A 20,000-nucleotide genomic window follows, 5' to 3' on the forward strand; every position below is an offset into this window, starting at 1 on the left:
AAGGTCAGCAAGGTCAGCAAAATGATTCTTCGCAAAGCTCTCAGGATCAACAACAAAGCTCCGCTGACAATGGCAAGTCGCAAGATCAAAGCAGTAACCAAGATCAACGCGGTAGCCAAGACCAAAACTCATCTCAAGGCCAACCTGAAAATCACTCTGACTCTGAAAAGTCTAAACAAGACGACAAGCAAGCCACGCAACAAAGTAACAGTGATCAGCCGAAACAGAGTGACCAAAAAGGCGCTACACCTCAAAGTGCTAGCGCACAACAAGCTTCAAAAGAAGATGGTGAGCAAAGTAGTCAGCAAGCTGTAGCACAAACCTCAGATCAACCTCTGTCGAGTGACCCTGACATGCGAAAACTTGAGCAAGTAGAAAGCGCCCGTGACCCGAGCCAACTGCTTAAAGCGCAAATGATTTTACAAGCACGACAAAAAAGTGCTCCTAACAACCAGAACAAAAAGTGGTAACCATGCGATTTTTAAACAAGCCATTTTTATCCGTACTCCTAACATTGTTGTTGGGAGCTTTCTCGTCCTTCTCAGTATTGGCTGCAAACGCCGTGGCGAGCGTTTCACATAACAGTGTCACCAAAGATGAAGTGTTCCTTCTTAGAGTTGCAACCGATGAAAAGGTCTCCTCTGATGCTCTAGATCTAACAGCGCTCCAGCAGGATTTCTATGTTGGCACACCAAACTTTGGGTCTTCGATGCGAATCGTCAATGGCAGCCGTTCGGTATCAAGTGAATGGAACATTAGCCTTGCTCCACTGCGTTTGGGTAAGTTGCAAATCCCGAGTTTTGATATTGAAGGGGCAAAAACCAAGCCTATCACCATCAATGTTGCAATTAACAAAGCCGCTCCAACTCAACATGATATGGCAGAGTTCCAGCTTAATCTCAGCAAGAACTCGCTGTACCCAGAAGAAGTGGCTGAGCTTGATGTAAAACTCATCATCAAAGCTGACCCAAGAAGGCTGCAAGATCCTAAAATAGCGCCACCGAGCTCGCCGGGCTTAGATGTGGAACCTATTGGTGAATCGAAGCAATTTCAAGATGTTCTCAATGGACAAGAGGTGACGGTAGTTCAACAGTCTTTCCGTATCTCTTCACAAAAGGCCGGACAGTTTAAGCTGAATGGACCGAAGCTGAATGGAGCCGTTGTTTACTCAACCAACAACTCCAGTACAACGCGTCTGTTCCAGCTCGACACGCCCGTTGAAATCTTAGATGTAACTGTGAAGGACGTACCAAAAGGCTACCAAGGTGAGTGGTTACCAACATCAAACTTCAAACTGATTCAACAATGGTCAGATAGCCAAGGCAATCAACTGGGAAATAGTAATGGTTTAGAAGGCGACAACCAAACCATTGAAATGGAAGCGGGTGATTCGTTAACTCGTACCATCACGATGACGGCTAGCAACTTAACGCAACACCAGCTGCCAAAACTGAATATCACCTACCCTAATTCGGTACGTGTTTATGAAGAGAAGCCGCAATTTGGCACAACTCAGTCAGGTGATTCTGTCGTTGTTTACAAGCAAGTCTTGATTCCGAAAGAGGCAGGAAACATCTCGCTTCCTGATGTGTCTCAAGCTTGGTTTAACACCGATTTGCAATCAGAACAAACAAGCAAAGCGCAGGGGCTAGAGTTAGCGGTAAAAGCAAGTGATCGCGCAACGTCAAGCACTCCACCAGTAACTGCTACGCCCGCCCAACAAGTAAGCCCGACGGTTGTTACTGTGGATAGCCCTGGGATCTGGCCTTATCTCACCGCCCTATTTGCAGCTTTGTGGCTAATCAGCTCAGCATTGGCATTCTACTTCTGGTCACGCCGCGGCGTAACGACAAAACCAACACACACTGTTGAACGTCAATCAGATACCGCAGAAGCGCTTATTGAAGCTCTAAGAACGAAAGATGGCGTGATGACCAGAACCTTATTTGAGCAATGGAAATATGAAAATACAGATCTAAGTGATGAGACGTTACAAACCGTTGAAGCCGAACTCACCAAGCTAAACCAAAGCCTTTATGGTGAAGCCGGTTCACCAGCCCAAACATGGAGCCCTGAGCTGGCAATCAAAACGGTGAAGAAGCCCAAGAGAGTTGCGAGTAAAAAGCATAATAGTTCGCTAGAAAATCTTTAGTCGACGCTGTTCATCAAGAACAGTAAAACACAAAGGCCGTTGATCATCTTGAGATCAACGGCCTTTATTTTAAGAAAGAGAGGCTGTGACTTTTTTACGTTTTAAGGCAGAAACAATTCGATTTCGCCCCGAGTCTTTGGCTTGATACAAGGCTTTATCTGCCTTGCCATACAACAAATCAAAATCGAACTGATGCTGGTCAGACGTTATCGAGGCATAGCCAACGGATGCCGTTAAATATGGGCTGGTACTACTTTCACAATGCAGGATTTTTGCCTCTTCAATGCATTTTCTAATCGACTCTGCACGTTGCTTTGTCTCTGAGTGATTCGTGCCAATCATCAACAACATAAACTCCTCTCCGCCAATCCGGCAGAAGGTTTCTTTATCATTGTGAACATGGGCATTCAGTATCTCACCTACCGTCCTCAGAGCCGCATCCCCTTCAGTATGACCATAGACACTGTTGTACAAACCAAAGTGGTCGAGGTCGACAAGAATCAAGCCAAATGTAATTTCGTTCTGTAAGGCAAAGGCACCTTGATCGTCACCGTTCAAGTCTTCTAGAACCTGCGACAACATACGGCGGTTTCCAAGGCGCGTAAGAGGATCTAGCTTAGAAATGATATCCAATTGCTCATTCGCCAACTCTAGCTCTTGGGTACGCTTACTGACTTCTTGCTCCAATGTTTCATTGAGCTTTTTCAGTTCTTCTTGAGCCATGGTTCTTTGCAGCACCTCAGCAAGGCTCGAAGCAAAGATACGTATTACCTCACGAAGCTGTGAGGTTAAAGGACTGCGAGTTAATAGGTTATCAGCAGCGATAAACGCAATCGGCTCACCCGTATTGGTGGTGAGCATGGTCATTGCCGTCCAACCGACTCCCACAATATTGAAATCGTGATAGATAGGAACTGATTCTTCAAAGGCAACTTGATTAGGGCAAGCACGAGCTGCGGCTACAATGTCACGTTCCACCAGCTCAGAGCGATAATAGGACTCATCGACAATATCGCCTTTGATGTCAGTGCCCCAAGTACCTTGCATGTAACTGCACTTTTTGTCTGTTAGGAAAACAGCCAGTCGATCGATACCTAGATGTTGAATCGCAAAACTAACCGCGGACTTACAGACTTCACTGACGCTATCGCATCGAGACAGCTCAACCATACTCGAGTGCAACATACGTATGTTCTGCTCTTGGCGCTTGCGAATATAGATTTGAGAAAGCAAAGAGCCAAAAGACTCAAGCATCTGCTTTTGATAGTTAGTAATCGGTGAGCGATGAATGTAGTTATCCATGGCGATCCAGCCGACAGGTTTGTCGCCTTCACGCAAGATAAGCATGCCATTCCACCCCTGCCCGACCACCTTACCTTCTGTATACAGGGGCGCATTATCGATGATGACTAGATTAGTATGGTTATCAGACAGCGCTTCAATGTATTCCGCTTCAAGTTGGTGCAAATCGTATTGAGTGTGGTGTTCACTGTTGGTTTTACCCGCTTCGTCAGTGCCATAAGTGCCGCTGAAACAACGCTTTTTCATATCAAGCAACATGAAGATCGCACGATCAAACCCTAACCTGTCTCGCACAGCCTCAACCGATGCTTTATACAAAGCATCGAGTGACTCAGGGTTAGAAAGCTCAAGCGCGACCTGATGAACCAGCTTCATGTTCTCTACAAACAGCTCACGTAACTTTATCTCATCTAAGTATTGAGCTTCACGTGTGTCTCTGTGTTTGATTTCTAGCGCCGCGTTCTTTTCGGCACGAATACATTGCCAACGGGCAGCCGCGAGCTGTAACACATCAAGATCTTGGTCAAAGGTTTGATTAACCTTCTCAGCATTGCAATTTTGAACAATTAAATAAGTTCTGGAGGCAGGTGCGTTGTCGAGCATCATGATAAACGACTCCCCACCAAGCACTTTCATGTGTTCCCACTTGCAGGTGTTGATAGCCATTGGCAAAACCCCGTCTGCGGTATCAAACTGTGAGACCCACGGCCAAAATGTAGAGGGGTAGCTCGCCAATGAGGTTAGGTCGCCATAAGAAAAAAGCGGTAATGCGTCGCTCTCCGGCGTCGGTTCAGCAAATATTCCTATCCCTTTTGGAGTAAGTACCTTAACCAGATAGTCAAAAAGAGACTCAGCCAACAGACGATGGTCGCGTGTCGCAGATATTTGTTTTGCAAAGGCTTTAACAGGCACAGCTTCCTTCCATTGGCGATTAAGAATAAAGCAAAAATACAGAAGGCTTGATATGCAATCAATGTAAGTAAAAATGAGATGTTAAGCGGGTCGCAGTTTCACCTTTAACATTATCACAAGCATGAGAAGGACGACAAAAATGGGATTCTCTGCCCAAAATCACATCGACATTGGGGATTTTTTAGACACATAAAAAAGCCCCACCTATAGTGGGGCAAAACTTCCATCGCTTATAGTTATAGTGATAATTCTGTTGTTCTATTCGATTATCTAACCTGCGTTTCAGTTAGTGTGTAAAGGTATCTAATCGCTTAAATACCACACGTAAATCGTCGATTAACCGAAGTCACCGTTTACGTAACCTTTAGTACGATCATCTTTTGGTTCACTGAAGATAACGCTGGTTTCGTTATGCTCTACAAGCTCTCCCATTAGGAAGAAAGCCGTGCGGTCTGAGATACGACGCGCTTGCTGCATTGAGTGCGTTACGATAACGATAGTGAAGTCTTTCTTCAGATCTTCCATCAATTCTTCAATCTTGTGTGTCGCGATTGGGTCTAGAGCCGATGTTGGTTCATCCATCAGGATTACATCTGGTTCCATTGCAATGGTACGTGCGATACATAGACGCTGTTGTTGACCACCAGACAGACCAAATGCATGCGCTTTAAGACGGTCTTTTACTTCATCCCACAGTGCAGCACTGCGTAGCGAGCGCTCAACCACTTCATCGATGTGTTTTTTGTCTTTGATACCTTGAGCACGTAGGCCGTATGCCACGTTCTCGTAGATGCTCATTGGGAACGGGTTTGGCTTTTGGAATACCATGCCTACGCGGATACGTAGGTCAGCGACATCGATATTACCGTAGATGTCAGTGCCATCCATATCCAGCTTACCCTTAATCGTAACGCCTTCAATTAGGTCATTCATGCGGTTCAAACAACGCAATAGTGTTGATTTACCACAGCCAGACGGGCCAATCAGAGCAGTAACCTGGCGAGTTGGAATTGGCAGGTTGATAGATTTAAGCGCTTGGTTGTCGCCGTAAAACAGATCTAGGTTCTCAATATCAAATTTATTCATGTTCGTAATCTCTAAATTCTTAAATTCGTGTCTAACTTGATGCTTTCTTTATCACGGGGGCTCGCTTTATTTATGAGCCAGCTAATGAGCTTAGTAAGTTGCCGTGTTGAAGCGTCTCGCAATCAGTTTTGTAACCATGTTGATCAAGAGAACCAGTACGATTAGGACTGTCGCCGTGCCGTAGGCTTGGTTCCACTCATCGATAGTAAATAGCTCTGTTGTCAGCTTATATAGGTGAACCGTTAGTGTACGGCCAGAATCGAATACCGACTCAGGAACACGTGCCACCATACCTGCTGTTAAAAATACAGGTGCTGATTCGCCAATTACACGACCAATACTAAGAATGACCGAAGTTAAGATACCTGGCATTGCGCTTGGTAAGATCAAACGCCAGATAGTGTAGATTTTTGAAGCGCCAAGGCCGTATGAGCCTTCGCGGTAAGTTTGTGGCACTGCCATCAATGCTTCTTCTGTAGTACGAATGATTACAGGAAGAATCAGGATACTTAGCGTTAGTGCACCCGACAGAATCGAGAAGCCAAGACCAAGAATCGAAACAAAGAAGGTCATACCGAACAGACCAAAGATGATCGATGGGATACCAGCTAACGACTCAGTACAGAATCGAATCACTTTCACCAATCGGCTACCTACTTTCGCATATTCAGTTAAGTATATCGCCGTCATGATGCCCAGTGGCGCGGCTACCGCAATCGATGCGATTACCATGTAGATCGTGGCAATGATCATTGGGAAAATACCACGTTCTTCACCAGTACGAGTGTAATCGTCAGTGATGAAGTTCCAATCTACGTATTGCAGACCGTTCGATAGGATGTACCAAATAATCCAGAATAAGAAACCAACGGTTACAGCTGCAGCTGCCCAGATAAAACCTTTTAGGATGTTATCTTTGGTTTGACGTGCTTGTTTTAGTTTTACGCGATCCATATTACTTATCCTCGCCTACTTCGCTTTTTCACGGTTAAGATAAAGTAGAGCACCATTTAACATCATGATGAACACTAGAAGTACAACACCTGTTGCGTACAGTGCGTTAGCGTGAACGCCACTTGCGTAAGACATTTCAATTGCAATGTTTGCTGTTAGCGTACGAGCAGAGTCCAAAATGCCTTCTGGCATTGCTGGCGCGTTACCCATAACCATGATGATTGCCATCGTTTCGCCAAGTGCGCGGCCGATACCCAAAATCACACCAGTCATAATGCCTGAACGTGCAGCAGGAACGAGTAGCTTAAAAATCGTGTAGATTTTCGAAGCACCCAGTGCAAGTGAACCTTCTTTGTATGTACGAGGTACCGCACGAATCGAAGTTTCAGAAACCGTGATAACGGTAGGAAGAATCATGATACCCAGAACAATGATACCCGCCAGGATAGTGTTACCCGCTGGTACTTGGAAAACGTTTTGAATCATTGGAACGATAATTACTAGACCGAAGAAGCCGTAAACTACCGACGGGATACCCGCTAGAAGCTCAACTGCTGGTCGAATAATATCTGCAAGACGCTTTGGAGCAATCTCAGCAATAAAAATAGCGGTTAATACACCAACTGGCACACCAACAACTACAGCTCCAAGTGTCGAAACAATCGATGCAACAATCATGGTTGCAACACCGAATAGAGCTGGAGGTAACCAGTCAACACCCAGAACGATGCCAGAAACACCGGCCTCTTGGAATGCAGGGATACTCTCTGCAACGATAAAGTAAGCGATAACGGCTAGTGATACGATGCCGATTACAGCACTCGATAAGAACAAGCCGTGGAAGATTCTTTCTCTCCAGTCGATGCGCTTCTTAGCACGTAGACTTGGCTTGTTGATTTGAGTCGCTTCAGTATTCATAAGCTTTTCACTATTTGCGATGGTCATATATAAAATCTCAAACTTTGTGGCTCAATAAGAGCTCGAAATAAACAAAGTTGAAAGAAAAGGCTCAGCCTAAAGCAGGCTGAGCAATAATTAAGATTGAGTCAGTTAAGATTAGTTAACTGTGATGTAGCCTTTCTTACCAGCGATAGCTTGAGCTTCATCTGCAACCATCCAATCTAGGAATTGTTGAGTTTCAGCTGTTGGAGCGCCTGCTTTGTAAAGAACTAGGAATGGACGAGCAACTTTGTAAGAACCGTTCTTAACGTTGTCTACAGTCGCAGCAGCGCCGTCGATAGTTAGAGCTTGAACAGATTCGTCAACTGTACCTAGAGAGATAAAGCCGATAGCGTATGGGTTGCTTGCTACAGAAACTTTAAGTGCGCCGTTACCGTTTGCAACTTGTGCACGTTGAGAGATAGCCGATACTTTCTTATCGCCAATCTTCTTCTTAAGCTTCATGATGTCTTCGAATGCACCACGTGTACCTGATGCAGTATCACGAGTGATTGCTACGATTGGCTTGTCAGCACCGCCAACATCTTTCCAGTTAGTGATGTCGCCTTTGTAGATTGAAGTGATTTGCTCAGCAGTAAGAGCAGATACTTCGTTGTTCGGGTTAACAACAACTGCGATACCGTCACGAGCGATAACTAGCTCTTTCAGGTCAGCTGTTTTCTCTTCTTCTTTTAGGTCACGAGAAGAGATACCAAGGTCAGCACTTCCATTTTTTGCTGCTTTGATGCCTGCAGAAGAACCTGGTGCTTGAATTTCGATGAACACTGGTTCGCCTTTATTCATGTAGGTTTCTGCAAAAACTTCAACCAGTGGAGAAGCACTGTTAGAGCCAACTACAGAGATAGTTTCTTTAGCTGAAGCTGTATTCACTGTTAGAGCGCCTAGTAGTGCGATTGCACCGATAACTGTCTTTTTCATCACAAATTTCCTTTAGTGGCGTTATTGCCGTAATGTTTTGCTTGAACGAGGCCTACTTTAGAATCCGAATGTGACAGTTGTGTTTCACTTAATTGAAGCCTATATGACAACTACAAATTAATGGCTAATTTCTCTCCTACTCGATGAATTGATAGTCGCGTCCCCATCAGATGCAGTTAGTGAATGCAGGTCTCACCATCGTTTGAGCACCAAAAAGCTAGATTTCCTTCCCTATTTATATCGAATACTAACCAATATATTTCTCTATTTATCAATCAATTAGCCCTAACACGATGGATAAAAAGATCCACCTTTATCGCCATTTAGAACAATAAACAACCATCTATATCAAATACCTATCGCATATAACGAAATCAAAGCCTTTACTGATTGAATTGTCAGTCTCATTAGTTAGAGTCGCCAACTAATTCTAATAATAATAATTCTCATCTTTTTATTTTATTCAAAGAAGGACATTACATGCGCCAACTTCTCAGTGGCTTATCAATCAAAATACAAATTCTTATACCCGTACTATTTTCCGTTGTCTTACTTTTAGCCGGTGTCATTATCGGTGGTGAAAAACTAGAAAGTGCATTCAAAGATGTGTCAGTAGCAACCGACCAGTTAATCTTACATAAAGAAGAACTTAGCGAAATCGTCGACAACAGCTATGGCATGCGCATCAAAGCGATTTACAGTCTATTCAATGCTGATGACGTAAAAACATTGGTTGAAACACTAAACCAAAAACGCGATCAGAATACTCGCCTACTGAATTCATTAGACACAGTGCCAGGCATGCAAGATGAAGTGGCCGCGATGAACAAAGCGATGAATCACTATGTCGATTTTTCTCGTACCACCATGCTTCCGCTATTAAGAGCGAAACACGGCGATGCATCACTATCTTCAGATTTTGAAAACCGCTACCAGATCGCAATCGACCAATACCGACATGCGGGTAATGAAATGGTGCAAGCGATCAATACTCTGTCTAAAAAGCTGAACTTGCTTGCCACTCAAGAGGTCGACATCAACGGCCAGCAACACGCTAGCACGCTGACTACTGCGACCATTGCACTGTTGGTGATCCTGTCTGTAGCTCTAATTATCAGTTGGACGCTGGCTGGTATCATTGTTAAGCCGATCAGCAACATTCAAGAAACGATGCGGGAAGTAGCAAAAGGTAACTTGTTAGTTAAAGCAGAAGAGTATGGCGACAACGAAATCTCACGCCTAGCGCAAGACGTAAACCAGTCTGTTGAACAGCTGCGTGACACGGTAAGCTCGCTGTCTCGAATCAGTATCGAAGTGGCTTCTGCGTCGACAGAGCTAGCGGCTGTAATGACACAGTCCAGCGTTAACTCAGACCAAGAGAAGCAAGAGGTGGAGCAAGTTGCTTCTGCTGTGAACCAATTGGAAAGCACAGCAGCACACGTTAATGAGAACGCAGTACAAGCCGACTCAGCGTCTAAGCAAGCTGACGAAATGGCGACACACAGCATGAGCTTGTTTAATGAAAGCAACAAAGCTAACGAACAGATGGCGATTCAGCTAAGCGAAGCCGCAAATGTTGTGGGCACGCTAAAAGAGCACTCTGAACAGATTGGTAAAGTGATTGAGGTAATTCAAAGTATCTCTGAACAAACTAACCTGCTGGCGCTTAACGCAGCAATCGAAGCCGCTCGTGCAGGTGAAAGCGGTCGTGGTTTCGCAGTGGTTGCTGATGAAGTTCGAATGCTAGCGGCACGTACACAAGATTCAACCAAAGAGATCCAAACCATCATAGAAGGTTTGCAGGTTCAATCCGGTAACGCGAATGAAAGCATGAGCAGCTCATTATCTATGCTGGAACACAACCAAACTCTTGCAGGTGAAGTAAGCGCGGCGCTTTCAGGCATTGCTAACTCGGTAACGGACATGACTGAGATTAACACTCAGGTTGCCTCTGCCGCCGAAGAGCAAAGCCAAGTAACCTCAGACATCAACCGTAACATCTCAAACATCTACAGCCTAGTAAGCCAAAACGTTACCGGCATTACTCAAGCCGCTGCAGCAAGCCACGAGCTTTCTAACCTAGCAGAACAACAGAAGCAGCAGTTGGATTACTTTAAGGTATAGGCTTCAAGGTACGAAGTTCAAGGCAAACAGATTCAGGCTGTATGCTCTTTAGAACTCGCCGATAAACAAAAAGCCAGCCATCATGGCTGGTTTTTCGCTTTTAGACACTACTGACGAGATTCAGCCGCTCGAATTCTTTCAATCGCTTCTACCCTTCTAAGCTGTTCTGGTAGGAAATGTTCAGTCCTAAGTTGCGCAATCTTCTCTTGTTGTTCGGTTTTTGATAGGAATGAATCTTTCAAGACATCATTTCGTTCTGCGAAGTAGACCTCTAACGAGTCTTCAAAGGCCGCTCTTTGTTTATCAAGTGCTTCAAGTCTCTGGGTTGCTTCTTCACCGACAAGTTCGCTTCTCTTTAAGTATTTACCCTGTTCATCGAGACCTTCAGAGCTAGAGAGCTGTTGGAGTAACACCTGATTCTGGTGACTCGACTGAACATAATCAGGTTGCTCAGATAGATAGGATTCGAGTCTTTGTTGGTATTCTTCATCCTCTAATCCCTCCTGTTTCAGAAGTAACTTTTCTAAGGCGATTTCTCTCATTCTGTTGTCGTGCGTAAACAGAATACTTATCTCGCTCTCACTGAAAAACTGAGCTTGGAGGTCAAGGAGCGCTTGATTGAGTGCACGTAGATCATCAGCGGAAATGGATGTGGTACCGAACTGCACGTCCAACGATGTCAGTGCCGACTTATACTCAAGATATTTGGCAAACAGTGCTTCATCAACCACGGTTGTTGATGATTGTTCGTGGTGTTTCGCCACGTTGTCTCGAATACCTTCAAGGGTTAATTCTGTATTACCTGACACGAAATATTCCATCATGTCTTTTGCTGATGCGTTATCGATGTCGGTATCTTGCTGAGAGGTGACTTTCAATGAGGAGACGCGTTGTTCGTCGTCAGTATGTGTATCTTGATTATTTAGATATAAAAAGACCGCCGCTGTGCTCATCAGGGCTATCGTGGTTATCGAAAAAATGGCGGTCTTTTTCATCATACTTCCCTTGTTTTCTTATTAAACGGCTTTGCAGACTACAAGCCAGCCAACTTCAATCGATTGGCATGCTGACGATATAGTGTTACAGGATCTGTCTCAAACAAGTGGTGAATTCCCAATAACCCATTAATCTCATCTAGGTGGTTCATTTTGTAATCATCACCAATCACTTTGCCCAAATGCGCGCTGCATGCTCCTACTAAGCCATCATTAGGTTCGTTGAAGGCTAAGCCTAGGATTGTCATCGCTCCGTCGGTAGGATCAAGAAGGTTGGTAAAAGTGGAAGACCCTGTCCATGAATAGTAATAAACGCCGTTACTTGCTTGCCACTCACCATCGCCACACTCAGACGTCGGAACGCCCTCAGGGTAAAACTGGTTGAAGGCTAGCGAGCCTTCTGTGGTCAATGCTTCAAGAGAAGCGAGGCCGTCTTGGTCGAGATCCGTTCCACCAGATAAAAGGTTAATCAGTGTCGTTAATCCACCTGCTAATTTAACCGCGATACCTTCTGTGACAGAGCCTTCAGATACGTTCCCTCGAACGAGATCAGCGACCTTAGAACCTTTATGCACACCGCCAATACTGGTCACTGAAGCAACAAGATCAGGTCGAACTGACGCAACATAACGAGCCGTAGGCCCACCGTGGCTATGACCAACCAGATTCACCTTACTTGCTCCTGTTGCAGCTAACAGCGTTTCAACTTGGCTGAGTAACTGTTCACCACGGACCTCTGAACTGTTGGTTGCAGAGACCTGAGCGACATATACGTTCGCGCCATCTTTGGTTAGGGATTCAGGTACGCCATAGAAATAGTCAACGCCCGCTAATGTATCGAAACCAAACAGACCATGTACCAACATAATGGGGTATTTCGTTTCAGTGTATCCGCTGGCTTCTAATGCTGATGCGCTCGTTCCGGCATATACGCCAAAACTGGATAGGCAGGCTATCGTCCAAATTAATATCTTTTTCAATGCTCTTTCCTTAAACAGATTAGACCTCTGATGAGTAAAAGAACCGTAGATGATGATTTTATAAAACAGAAAGTAACGACTTCATATTTGTGATGGCGAACTTGAATTAAACAGGTGCGATGAACATCAGGCAAACAGAATCAGGAGAACAAAACATAAGCAATTGATTAAATTAACATTTAACTAAGGTTGATGAGATTGTTCTTTCAATATCCCGACTCAAATATCAATTCAACATTCTCAATAAACCAAAATTATTCGACAAATAACCGTTTGGAAACAGGTATTTTTCAACCAAAAACTCGTTGATAACTTGATGCTATTCCATTAACGACACACCACAACCCTGAATATATTGACGCTAATTATTGATTTTAGATATAGGTCGTACCAGTTATTTACTTATCCACTTATCCACTTATCAAGAAACAAGAAACAAGCAACAGCGTTTCTGTTTGGCTCATCTAAATATAAAAGAGAATACAGTGATGAAAAATACGGCTTTAATACTCACGTTAGCCCTGCCTTTTGCCGCTTATGCCGCTGAAGACTCAATACCAACACCTGAATCGATTACATCTGCACAAGTACTCAGTGCACAAGGCTCAGAGACCTATTCATATGTTAGATGTTGGTATCGAACCGATGCCTCTCATGATTCCCCAGCCACCGACTGGAAGTGGGCAAAGAACGAGAGTGGTGATTACTACACGATCAACGGATATTGGTGGTCTTCTGTTTCTTTCAAAAACATGTTCTACAGTGATGCGCCTCAATCTGAAATCAAACAGCGTTGCGAACAGACGCTCGACATCCAACATGACGCCGCTGACATCACCTACTTTGCCGCAGATAATCGCTTCTCTTACAACCACTCCATCTGGACCAACGATAACGCGTTCCAGGCCAATAGCATCAATCGTATTGTCACCTTTGGTGATAGCCTGTCCGACACTGGTCATCTATTTAATGGCTCACAATGGTTTTTTCCGAACGCAGATTCGTGGTTTTTAGGGCACTTTTCGAATGGTTTAGTCTGGACGGAGTATTTAGCAAAAGCGAAAGATGTCCCTCTGTATAACTGGGCTGTGGGTGGCGCCGCAGGTACCAACCAATACGTGGCATTGACTGGTGTTTATGATCAAGTCACCTCTTATCTGACCTACATGAAAGTCGCCAAAAACTATCGTCCGGAAAACTCACTGTTTACTTTAGAGTTTGGCCTCAATGACTTCATGAATTACAACCGAGAAGTCGCCGATGTAAAGGCTGACTTTAGCAGCGCGCTGATCCGCTTAACAGAATCTGGTGCGAACAATATCCTGCTGTTCACCTTACCCGATGCAACCAAAGCCCCTCAATTCAAATACTCTACCGAACAAGAGATAATAAAAGTTCGTGGCAAGATCTTAGAATTCAACCAGTTCATCAAAGCTCAAGCCGAGTATTACCAAGGTATAGGGAAAAACGTGGTGTTGTTCGATGCAAGTGCGTTGTTCGCCAGCATTACCGATAACCCAGAACAACATGGCTTTCGAAACGCGAATGACGCCTGTCTTGATATCAATAGAAGCTCAGCTTCAGACTATTTGCGAAGCCACAGCTTGACTAATGATTGCGCGACCTATGGCTCAGACAGCTATGTATTTTGGGGCGTGACACACCCAACCACTGCCACTCACAAATACATCGCAGACCATATCTTGGCGTACTCATTCTCAACGTTCAATTTCTAGCGGAAGAGCCCAGCGAGTATCATGAGTTACCGCCTGTAAATACCGAGAGTTAAGGGCTTACACAAAGTACAGATACAAAAAAACCGCCATCTTCGGCGGTTTTTGTTTGCATCAACCTTTCAAAGCTAAGCCTAAGCTTTTAAGTCACGCAAGTTGATTACTCGTCGTCCACTTTTGGTGCAACTTTCTTCTTAGGGATAAACACGGTATCACCCACCGCCACATTTTGGTGGAAGCTCTTATCGCGCTTAACCGGTTTCTTCGGCGTCTTCTTAACTTGAGTGTTGGTCTTCTTCTTAGCAGGACCGCCTTTAGCAAACGCAGGTTTACGAGGCTTAATGCCTTTGAATTTACCTTTCAAGCCTTCAAGCACAGAGAAAGTAAGATCTTGTTGAAGGTAAAGCTCAACACGCTTAAAGCTGTCCCAGTCTTTTGGACCAACTAAAGAGATTGCATCACCTTTGTTACCCGCACGACCAGTACGACCAACGCGGTGCACGTACTCTTCTGTATGCTTAGGCATATCAAAGTTGATCACGTGGCTTACGTTTGGAATATCGATACCACGAGAAGCAACATCGGTTGTTACCAAGATCTTGTAAACCGCACGCTCGAACTGGCTCATGATGGCATTACGTTGCGTTTGGTTTAGGTTGCCACTCAATGCAACTGCTTTAAGCTTTTTCTCGTTCAACTTATCCGTTAAACGGTCAGTATCGGCACGAGTTGCAGTGAAGATCATCACCTGACGGTATTCAGCTTCTTCAATCACACGATCCAAGATCGCTTCTTTATGATCAAGATGGTCACACAGGTAGAACTTCTGAGTGATATCAAGGTGCTGTTCGTTAGAAACACCAACAGAGATACGCTTAGGTGCGTCTAGCATTTCATTTGCAATGCCATTCACTTCCGCGTGATCAAGCGTCGCAGAGAACATCAACGTTTGACGACGACGGTGCTTAGCTGCATTCGCAATGCGACGTAATTCAGGTGCGAAACCCAGATCAAGCATACGGTCAGCTTCATCAAGGATTAGCGTTTCAACACCATCTAAAAACAGTGAGCGGTGCTCAAGGTGATCAGCAAGACGGCCTGGAGTCGCAACAATAAAGCGAGGGTACTTACGCAGAGCTTTAACTTGGTCGTTAAAGTTTTCGCCACCCAAGATAAGTGTCGCTTCGTAAGACAGACCGCCAAGCATGCTACGCAGCTCGCCGTAAACTTGTTTTGCTAGCTCACGAGTAGGAGCCAAAATTACACCACGAGGATCTTTAGCAGAAAACGCTTTTGTTTTTAATGCTTTATGTATCATCGGCAACACAAACGCCAATGTTTTACCTGATCCCGTTTTTGATGAAGCCAATAGATCCTTACCAGCAATAGCAACAGGGATCGCTTTTGATTGGATCTCTGTCGCCTTCTTGAAGTCGTAATGTTTTAAGTTCTTCAGTAAGCGGTTATCTAAGCCTAAATCTTTAAAGTGCAAAGGACTCTCCAGTCATGATGGTATTGAATAAAATTAATTTAACGTGACATGATACCGCGAAAGTACTTTATAAGGATAGAGATCACAGTAAATTTATCCTTTTATCTAATGTTAGCCAGAATATTGTATGCACCGCGAGCAAAGGGGTGACTCCCCTTTCACTGCCTTATTACCGCGCCAAACACTTCATCTCAAAAATGAGACAGATTGTGATACCGAGCTAATTACCTCAAAAATTTAGCAATTTCTTTAGTTATTGTTTTTGCAGTTAAAAAATTAGTCGCTACAATCATTAATGAAGCGACTATATGATAAAGAATGTATAGCGCATCTTTTGATGATAATTAAGCAAGGAGTTCTTATGAATAAGACGTTAATCGCAGCTGCAGCCTCAGTATTTATTTTAGCTGGTTGTTCTTCAGAGCCTGAAGAAGCAGCGGTATCAGAAATGGACCAACTAACTAACCAAGTTGCTGAGCTAACCAGCGAAGTAGAAGCACTTAAGAGTGACAAAGCTGCTGCTGAAATGAAAGCTCAAGAAGCATCCGCTGCGGCTATGGCAGCAAAAGAAGAAGCGGATCGTGCTAACGACCGTATCGATAACATTGCTGAGTCTTACACTAAGTAATTGAGATAGAAGCTCAATTAAGCTGTAGATTTCAAAAGACGTATATACATGCAGTAAATTGACAACACCACCTCTTTCGAGGTGGTGTTTTTTATTTAGGGAGAAGAGAAAGAAAGCTTTAAGGCTTTATTCACAACCTATCAAATTAGAACTCAATCACAGGCGGTGCGATTTCAACAGGCACACCATTTTGAGCAAAGATAACTGCTTTTGCCTTTGAGTTAGGAAGGTCTGCATCTTCAAGCCACCATTTCAATTCAACAGGGATTTGCAGTAATTTCTTAGAGCCGTCACTTCGCGTCAATGGTTCGTGCGCTTCAACAAACACGCTTCTATCAGGCTCTAAAGACACTTTAATAGGCTCATCGATTATCGTGACTTGTTCACCACGACTAACCTGTTCAAAAAGCCACTCAATATCTTTAGGTTCCATACGAATACACCCGGAGCTGACTCGCAAACCAATCCCAAAGTCTTTATTGGTGCCATGTATCAGGTAATCACCGGCACCATAAGCAAGTCGCAATGCATACTCACCCAAAGGGTTTTCAGGCCCAGCAGGAACCACTCTTGGTAACTCTATGCCTTTCTCTAAGTACTCTTTGCGGATTGAGTTTGGTGGCGTCCATGTTGGATTCGGTCTTTTTTGGCTTATCTTGGTGATCATCTCGGGAGTATCACGCCCCACTCGACCGATGCCGACAGGGAAAACATGCACCTGATTTTTCTCAGGCTCAAAGTAATACAACCTTAACTCAGCAAGATTGATGACAATCCCCTTTCTTGGGGTGTCAGGCAAAATCAAGCGGCTTGGAATGCTTAACACATAGCCTTCCGCGGGAAGAAAAGGATCCACCCCTTTGTTGGCTGCCATTAAAGAGAGAAAACCAATATCGTATTGCTTGGCAATGATGGCCAAGGTTTCGCCCGCCGCCACTTCATGCTGCTGGATTCTGCCCACAATGCGGCTTTCCGTTGGTGGCAATTCAAAGGTTGCAGCAGACACCCACGATGAAGCTATCCCGCTGGCAAGCAAAGTAGTTCTTACAACAAGCGACACCGCCCTGTGAAGTCGTGTTTTCATTGACGGCAAAGGCGTCGAGTTAGCGCAATGCGACATACAAATCCTTGGTTTGTCTTTTATCAAAGTTTAGATTATCTCTGATCAAACGTCTCTACAACGTATTGTTGTCTCGAAACTGATAGACAACAAGTTTATGTGTGGGCCTTTTCCTCTCATTCGCTTGCAATTAACCCATACAAAATCGATTGCCTTTACGCTTTCAACAGATTTAGTTATCAATATTAATAAAACTATAATGGCAGACCTGTTTTGTGACTAAAGTCTCATGGAGCCACGTTCTAACTCGCTAATATTGCCTCAACAAAACGAATTCAATTCAACAGAATCGGTAATTGATTAAATCCTGTTCCTATAATTACCGTTTAAACTTTGGAGAACGACCATGGCTACACCTCATATTAATGCTCAAGCTGGTGATTTCGCAGAAACAGTACTTATGCCGGGCGACCCGCTTCGCGCAAAATACATTGCAGAAACATTCCTTGATGACGTGAAGCAAGTTTGTGACGTTCGCAACATGTTTGGCTACACAGGCACTTACAAGGGTAAGAAAGTTTCTGTAATGGGCCACGGTATGGGTATCCCATCATGCTGCATCTACGTACATGAGCTAATCGCTGAGTTCGGCGTGAAAAACGTAATTCGCGTTGGTAGCTGTGGCGCAGTACGTGACGACGTTAAACTAATGGACGTTGTTATCGGCATGGGTGCATCTACTGACTCAAAAGTAAACCGCATTCGTTTCAACAACCACGACTTCGCTGCTATCGCTGATTTCGGCCTTCTAGAAGAAGCAGTAAACCAAGCTCGTGCACAAGAAGTTCCAGTTAAAGTTGGTAACGTATTCTCTGCAGACCTTTTCTACACTCCAGAAGCTGACCTTTTCGAAAAAATGGAAAAGCTAGGCATCCTAGGTGTTGATATGGAAGCGGCTGGTATCTACGGCGTTGCTGCAGACCTTGGTGCTAAAGCACTAACTATCCTAACAGTATCTGACCACATCATCCGTGGTGAAAAACTAAGTTCTGAAGAGCGTCAAAAGTCTTTCAACGACATGATGAAAGTTGCTCTAGAGACAGCAATCAACATCTAACGATTTGATAAAAGATACATTGAAAAGCGTTACCCCGCAGCCAGGCTCGCTTGGCTGCTCAAATAATCCCGAGGGGGAGATCGTGTCTAACGACAAGCTGCCAAAAGATGCGGATGGTTTGCAACTCAACTTTTGTAAAACATTGGCGTGTGACAACTTTGGCTTGAGCGATGCAAAACGGTATGTTTTGCAACACGCGAACCCTAAGCGTCCAGCGATGGTTTGTCGTGAATGTGGAGCTTTCCCCCCCTTACTTAACAATCGTGAAGTGTTAAGCGAACTTCATCGCTTAAGACAACTTCACAGCGACGGGCTCCCTGCTTGTCGTAATGATGATTGCGATAACTTCGGCTTATCGGTTCATACCCATAAACATCTTTATCATGCCTTCGGCTACAGTGGCGACAGGCAGCGTTATCGATGCAAAGACTGCCAAACAACCTTCGTTGATAAATGGTCTGGATCCAATAAAAAACTCCAATTTCAAGAGAACCTCATGGGCTTACTGTTCATGGGCTATTCCGTACGTGAAATCTGCCGAAAATTAGAGATCAACCCAAAGACTTTCTATGATCATGTTGACCATATCGCGAGCCGTTGTCGTCGTAAATTAGCGATGATCGATGCACGATGGGTTAACCATGCGAAAGATTACGAGTTCGCATCTCACTACCAGCGTCTGCAACCACAAAGTAACAACGGTGTGGTGTGGATAGCGACGGGCGAGGCGCATTCTGGCTATATACTTTGCCAACACGTTAACTACTCTCAAAATGAAGAACCATCAGGAAACGTCGACCATAACCCTTATGATGATGTGGCACGATTTGTATCCAAAGAGCACTCTTCAGAAGCAAATCTCGAACTGCCTCAGCCCTCTGACAAACTAAAAGAGCGCATTGAACAGCAGTACCAAGTGATTCTTGCGAGAGGTAACGTTGAGGACCCTATGGGTAACCTCACCACATTTAGTTACCCTTCAAAAGGCGCTCTCATTCGACCGCCTTATACCTCTTATGCTCACTTCTTACATGTGTTGGATATGTGTAACGAAGACAAGCATGTCGCCATCTATATGCCACAAGATCCATTACTAAGATCTGCCGCTTTAAGCGTATGTTTGCCGCGTATTCAGAGTCAAAATATTGACCTTATGTACGTCGAGGAAGATTCAGGCTGGCAAGACGATCAAAGTTTTGAAAAGATCGACATCGTTCACATGAGTTGGTGGCGCGATCGCTGGGCTATTGCGAATCAAGGTGATAACCAGAAAGGTATCTGCTACCTAACCGGTAACAATCCAGAACCAAAACAGTGGTTTAACACGGCCTCAATTCAACAAACTAAGTTCTATCAACAACGCTTTCAGCTGTTATTTGATAGCTTTATTAATGAGCCCAGACGTAAGCTTCGTCCTGGGGGCATTCTTCCATTGCTCGACATATTTAGAGCTTGGCACAATCTGTGCTACCAAGATAAGCAAGGGCTCACGGCAGCACAGCGCTTAGGCGTAGCAGAGCTGCCATTAACTCTAAAGCAACTACTTTCATAGCAACAAAGCCTTTAGATAATTATTCGGGAACTCAT

15 protein-coding genes and 1 pseudogene are annotated in these 20,000 nt (G+C 44.4%); 7 read left to right on the plus strand and 9 right to left on the minus strand.

Annotation, left to right across the window (positions count from 1 at the left end; translation table 11 throughout):
- Positions 1–470 (plus strand): annotated as a pseudogene (locus tag AB4249_RS16145) (hypothetical protein); the annotation flags it as partial.
- Positions 471–472: 2 nt separating this feature from the next.
- Entirely contained in the window at positions 473–2,152 is a 1,680-nt protein-coding gene (locus AB4249_RS16150) for a BatD family protein (RefSeq protein ID WP_372103930.1), read from the plus strand.
- Positions 2,153–2,221: 69 nt separating this feature from the next.
- Here AB4249_RS16150 and AB4249_RS16155 read toward each other — a convergent pair whose 3' ends face one another.
- The 5 genes from AB4249_RS16155 to AB4249_RS16175 all read right to left on the minus strand — a co-directional run bounded on the left by AB4249_RS16155 (position 2,222) and on the right by AB4249_RS16175 (position 8,284).
- Positions 2,222–4,366, minus strand: coding sequence for a GGDEF domain-containing protein (locus tag AB4249_RS16155; RefSeq protein ID WP_017064257.1), 2,145 nt, complete (start codon positions 4,364–4,366; stop codon positions 2,222–2,224).
- 336 nt (positions 4,367–4,702) lie between these two features.
- Positions 4,703–5,452 carry a phosphate ABC transporter ATP-binding protein PstB gene (gene pstB / locus AB4249_RS16160; RefSeq protein WP_004737715.1) on the minus strand — a complete coding sequence of 250 codons (750 nt, stop codon included), beginning with the start codon at positions 5,450–5,452 and terminating at the stop codon, positions 4,703–4,705.
- A 90-nt stretch (positions 5,453–5,542) separates the two neighbouring features.
- Positions 5,543–6,406, minus strand: a complete 864-nt coding sequence (pstA, locus tag AB4249_RS16165) for a phosphate ABC transporter permease PstA (protein WP_017064256.1) — start codon at positions 6,404–6,406, stop codon at positions 5,543–5,545.
- A 15-nt stretch (positions 6,407–6,421) separates the two neighbouring features.
- Positions 6,422–7,351, minus strand: coding sequence for a phosphate ABC transporter permease subunit PstC (gene pstC / locus AB4249_RS16170; RefSeq protein WP_017064255.1), 930 nt, complete (start codon positions 7,349–7,351; stop codon positions 6,422–6,424).
- 111 nt (positions 7,352–7,462) lie between these two features.
- Positions 7,463–8,284, minus strand: a complete 822-nt coding sequence (locus tag AB4249_RS16175) for a phosphate ABC transporter substrate-binding protein (RefSeq protein ID WP_017064254.1) — start codon at positions 8,282–8,284, stop codon at positions 7,463–7,465.
- Positions 8,285–8,764: 480 nt separating this feature from the next.
- Here AB4249_RS16175 and AB4249_RS16180 point away from each other — a divergent pair, with 480 nt between their 5' ends.
- Entirely contained in the window at positions 8,765–10,408 is a 1,644-nt protein-coding gene (locus AB4249_RS16180; RefSeq protein ID WP_017064253.1) for a methyl-accepting chemotaxis protein, read from the plus strand.
- Positions 10,409–10,515: 107 nt separating this feature from the next.
- Here the strand turns inward: AB4249_RS16180 and AB4249_RS16185 are convergent, their stop codons facing one another.
- Together AB4249_RS16185 and AB4249_RS16190 are read right to left on the minus strand one after the other, a co-directional pair.
- Positions 10,516–11,403 carry a lipase secretion chaperone gene (locus AB4249_RS16185; protein WP_372103981.1) on the minus strand — a complete coding sequence of 296 codons (888 nt, stop codon included), beginning with the start codon at positions 11,401–11,403 and terminating at the stop codon, positions 10,516–10,518.
- 38 nt (positions 11,404–11,441) lie between these two features.
- A complete protein-coding gene (locus AB4249_RS16190; protein WP_050547032.1) occupies positions 11,442–12,383 on the minus strand; it encodes a triacylglycerol lipase in 942 nt (313 codons plus the stop codon).
- Positions 12,384–12,871: 488 nt separating this feature from the next.
- On the opposite strand from AB4249_RS16190, the gene AB4249_RS16195 reads away from it, so the two are divergent.
- Positions 12,872–14,119 (plus strand): SGNH/GDSL hydrolase family protein, encoded by a 1,248-nt coding sequence (locus AB4249_RS16195; protein ID WP_372103984.1) that lies wholly within the window; start codon positions 12,872–12,874, stop codon positions 14,117–14,119.
- 157 nt (positions 14,120–14,276) lie between these two features.
- On the opposite strand, the gene AB4249_RS16200 is transcribed toward AB4249_RS16195, so the two are convergent.
- Positions 14,277–15,608, minus strand: a complete 1,332-nt coding sequence (locus AB4249_RS16200) for a DEAD/DEAH box helicase (protein WP_017104563.1) — start codon at positions 15,606–15,608, stop codon at positions 14,277–14,279.
- Between the two features lie 361 nt (positions 15,609–15,969).
- Here AB4249_RS16200 and AB4249_RS16205 point away from each other — a divergent pair, with 361 nt between their 5' ends.
- Positions 15,970–16,236 carry an Lpp/OprI family alanine-zipper lipoprotein gene (locus tag AB4249_RS16205; protein WP_029223276.1) on the plus strand — a complete coding sequence of 89 codons (267 nt, stop codon included), beginning with the start codon at positions 15,970–15,972 and terminating at the stop codon, positions 16,234–16,236.
- Positions 16,237–16,381: 145 nt separating this feature from the next.
- On the opposite strand, the gene AB4249_RS16210 is transcribed toward AB4249_RS16205, so the two are convergent.
- Positions 16,382–17,356: a L,D-transpeptidase family protein gene (locus AB4249_RS16210; protein ID WP_372103934.1), complete on the minus strand. Its 975-nt coding sequence runs from the start codon at positions 17,354–17,356 to the stop codon at positions 16,382–16,384.
- Between the two features lie 346 nt (positions 17,357–17,702).
- Here AB4249_RS16210 and deoD point away from each other — a divergent pair, with 346 nt between their 5' ends.
- Both deoD and AB4249_RS16220 read left to right on the plus strand, forming a co-directional pair.
- A complete protein-coding gene (gene deoD, locus AB4249_RS16215) occupies positions 17,703–18,413 on the plus strand; it encodes a purine-nucleoside phosphorylase (protein ID WP_017061880.1) in 711 nt (236 codons plus the stop codon).
- A gap of 82 nt (positions 18,414–18,495) precedes the next feature.
- Positions 18,496–19,965: a lactate dehydrogenase gene (locus AB4249_RS16220; protein ID WP_017064249.1), complete on the plus strand. Its 1,470-nt coding sequence runs from the start codon at positions 18,496–18,498 to the stop codon at positions 19,963–19,965.
- The last annotated feature ends 35 nt before the right edge of the window (positions 19,966–20,000 follow it).

Source organism: Vibrio sp. 10N.261.55.F4 (assembly GCF_041470465.1).
Taxonomy (GTDB): domain Bacteria; phylum Pseudomonadota; class Gammaproteobacteria; order Enterobacterales; family Vibrionaceae; genus Vibrio; species Vibrio crassostreae_C.

What these genes read in the sequence shown, in the direction of transcription:
- AB4249_RS16185 (WP_372103981.1), bottom strand. Translation starts at nt 11,403, where the DNA reads ATGAAAAAGACCGCCATTTTTTCGATAACCACGATAGCCCTGATGAGC.
- deoD (WP_017061880.1), top strand. Translation starts at nt 17,703, where the DNA reads ATGGCTACACCTCATATTAATGCTCAAGCTGGTGATTTCGCAGAAACA.
- pstA (WP_017064256.1), bottom strand. Translation starts at nt 6,406, where the DNA reads ATGGATCGCGTAAAACTAAAACAAGCACGTCAAACCAAAGATAACATC.
- AB4249_RS16205 (WP_029223276.1), top strand. Translation starts at nt 15,970, where the DNA reads ATGAATAAGACGTTAATCGCAGCTGCAGCCTCAGTATTTATTTTAGCT.
- AB4249_RS16195 (WP_372103984.1), top strand. Translation starts at nt 12,872, where the DNA reads ATGAAAAATACGGCTTTAATACTCACGTTAGCCCTGCCTTTTGCCGCT.
- pstC (WP_017064255.1), bottom strand. Translation starts at nt 7,351, where the DNA reads ATGACCATCGCAAATAGTGAAAAGCTTATGAATACTGAAGCGACTCAA.
- pstB (WP_004737715.1), bottom strand. Translation starts at nt 5,452, where the DNA reads ATGAATAAATTTGATATTGAGAACCTAGATCTGTTTTACGGCGACAAC.
- AB4249_RS16210 (WP_372103934.1), bottom strand. Translation starts at nt 17,356, where the DNA reads ATGTCGCATTGCGCTAACTCGACGCCTTTGCCGTCAATGAAAACACGA.
- AB4249_RS16175 (WP_017064254.1), bottom strand. Translation starts at nt 8,284, where the DNA reads ATGAAAAAGACAGTTATCGGTGCAATCGCACTACTAGGCGCTCTAACA.
- AB4249_RS16150 (WP_372103930.1), top strand. Translation starts at nt 473, where the DNA reads ATGCGATTTTTAAACAAGCCATTTTTATCCGTACTCCTAACATTGTTG.
- AB4249_RS16180 (WP_017064253.1), top strand. Translation starts at nt 8,765, where the DNA reads ATGCGCCAACTTCTCAGTGGCTTATCAATCAAAATACAAATTCTTATA.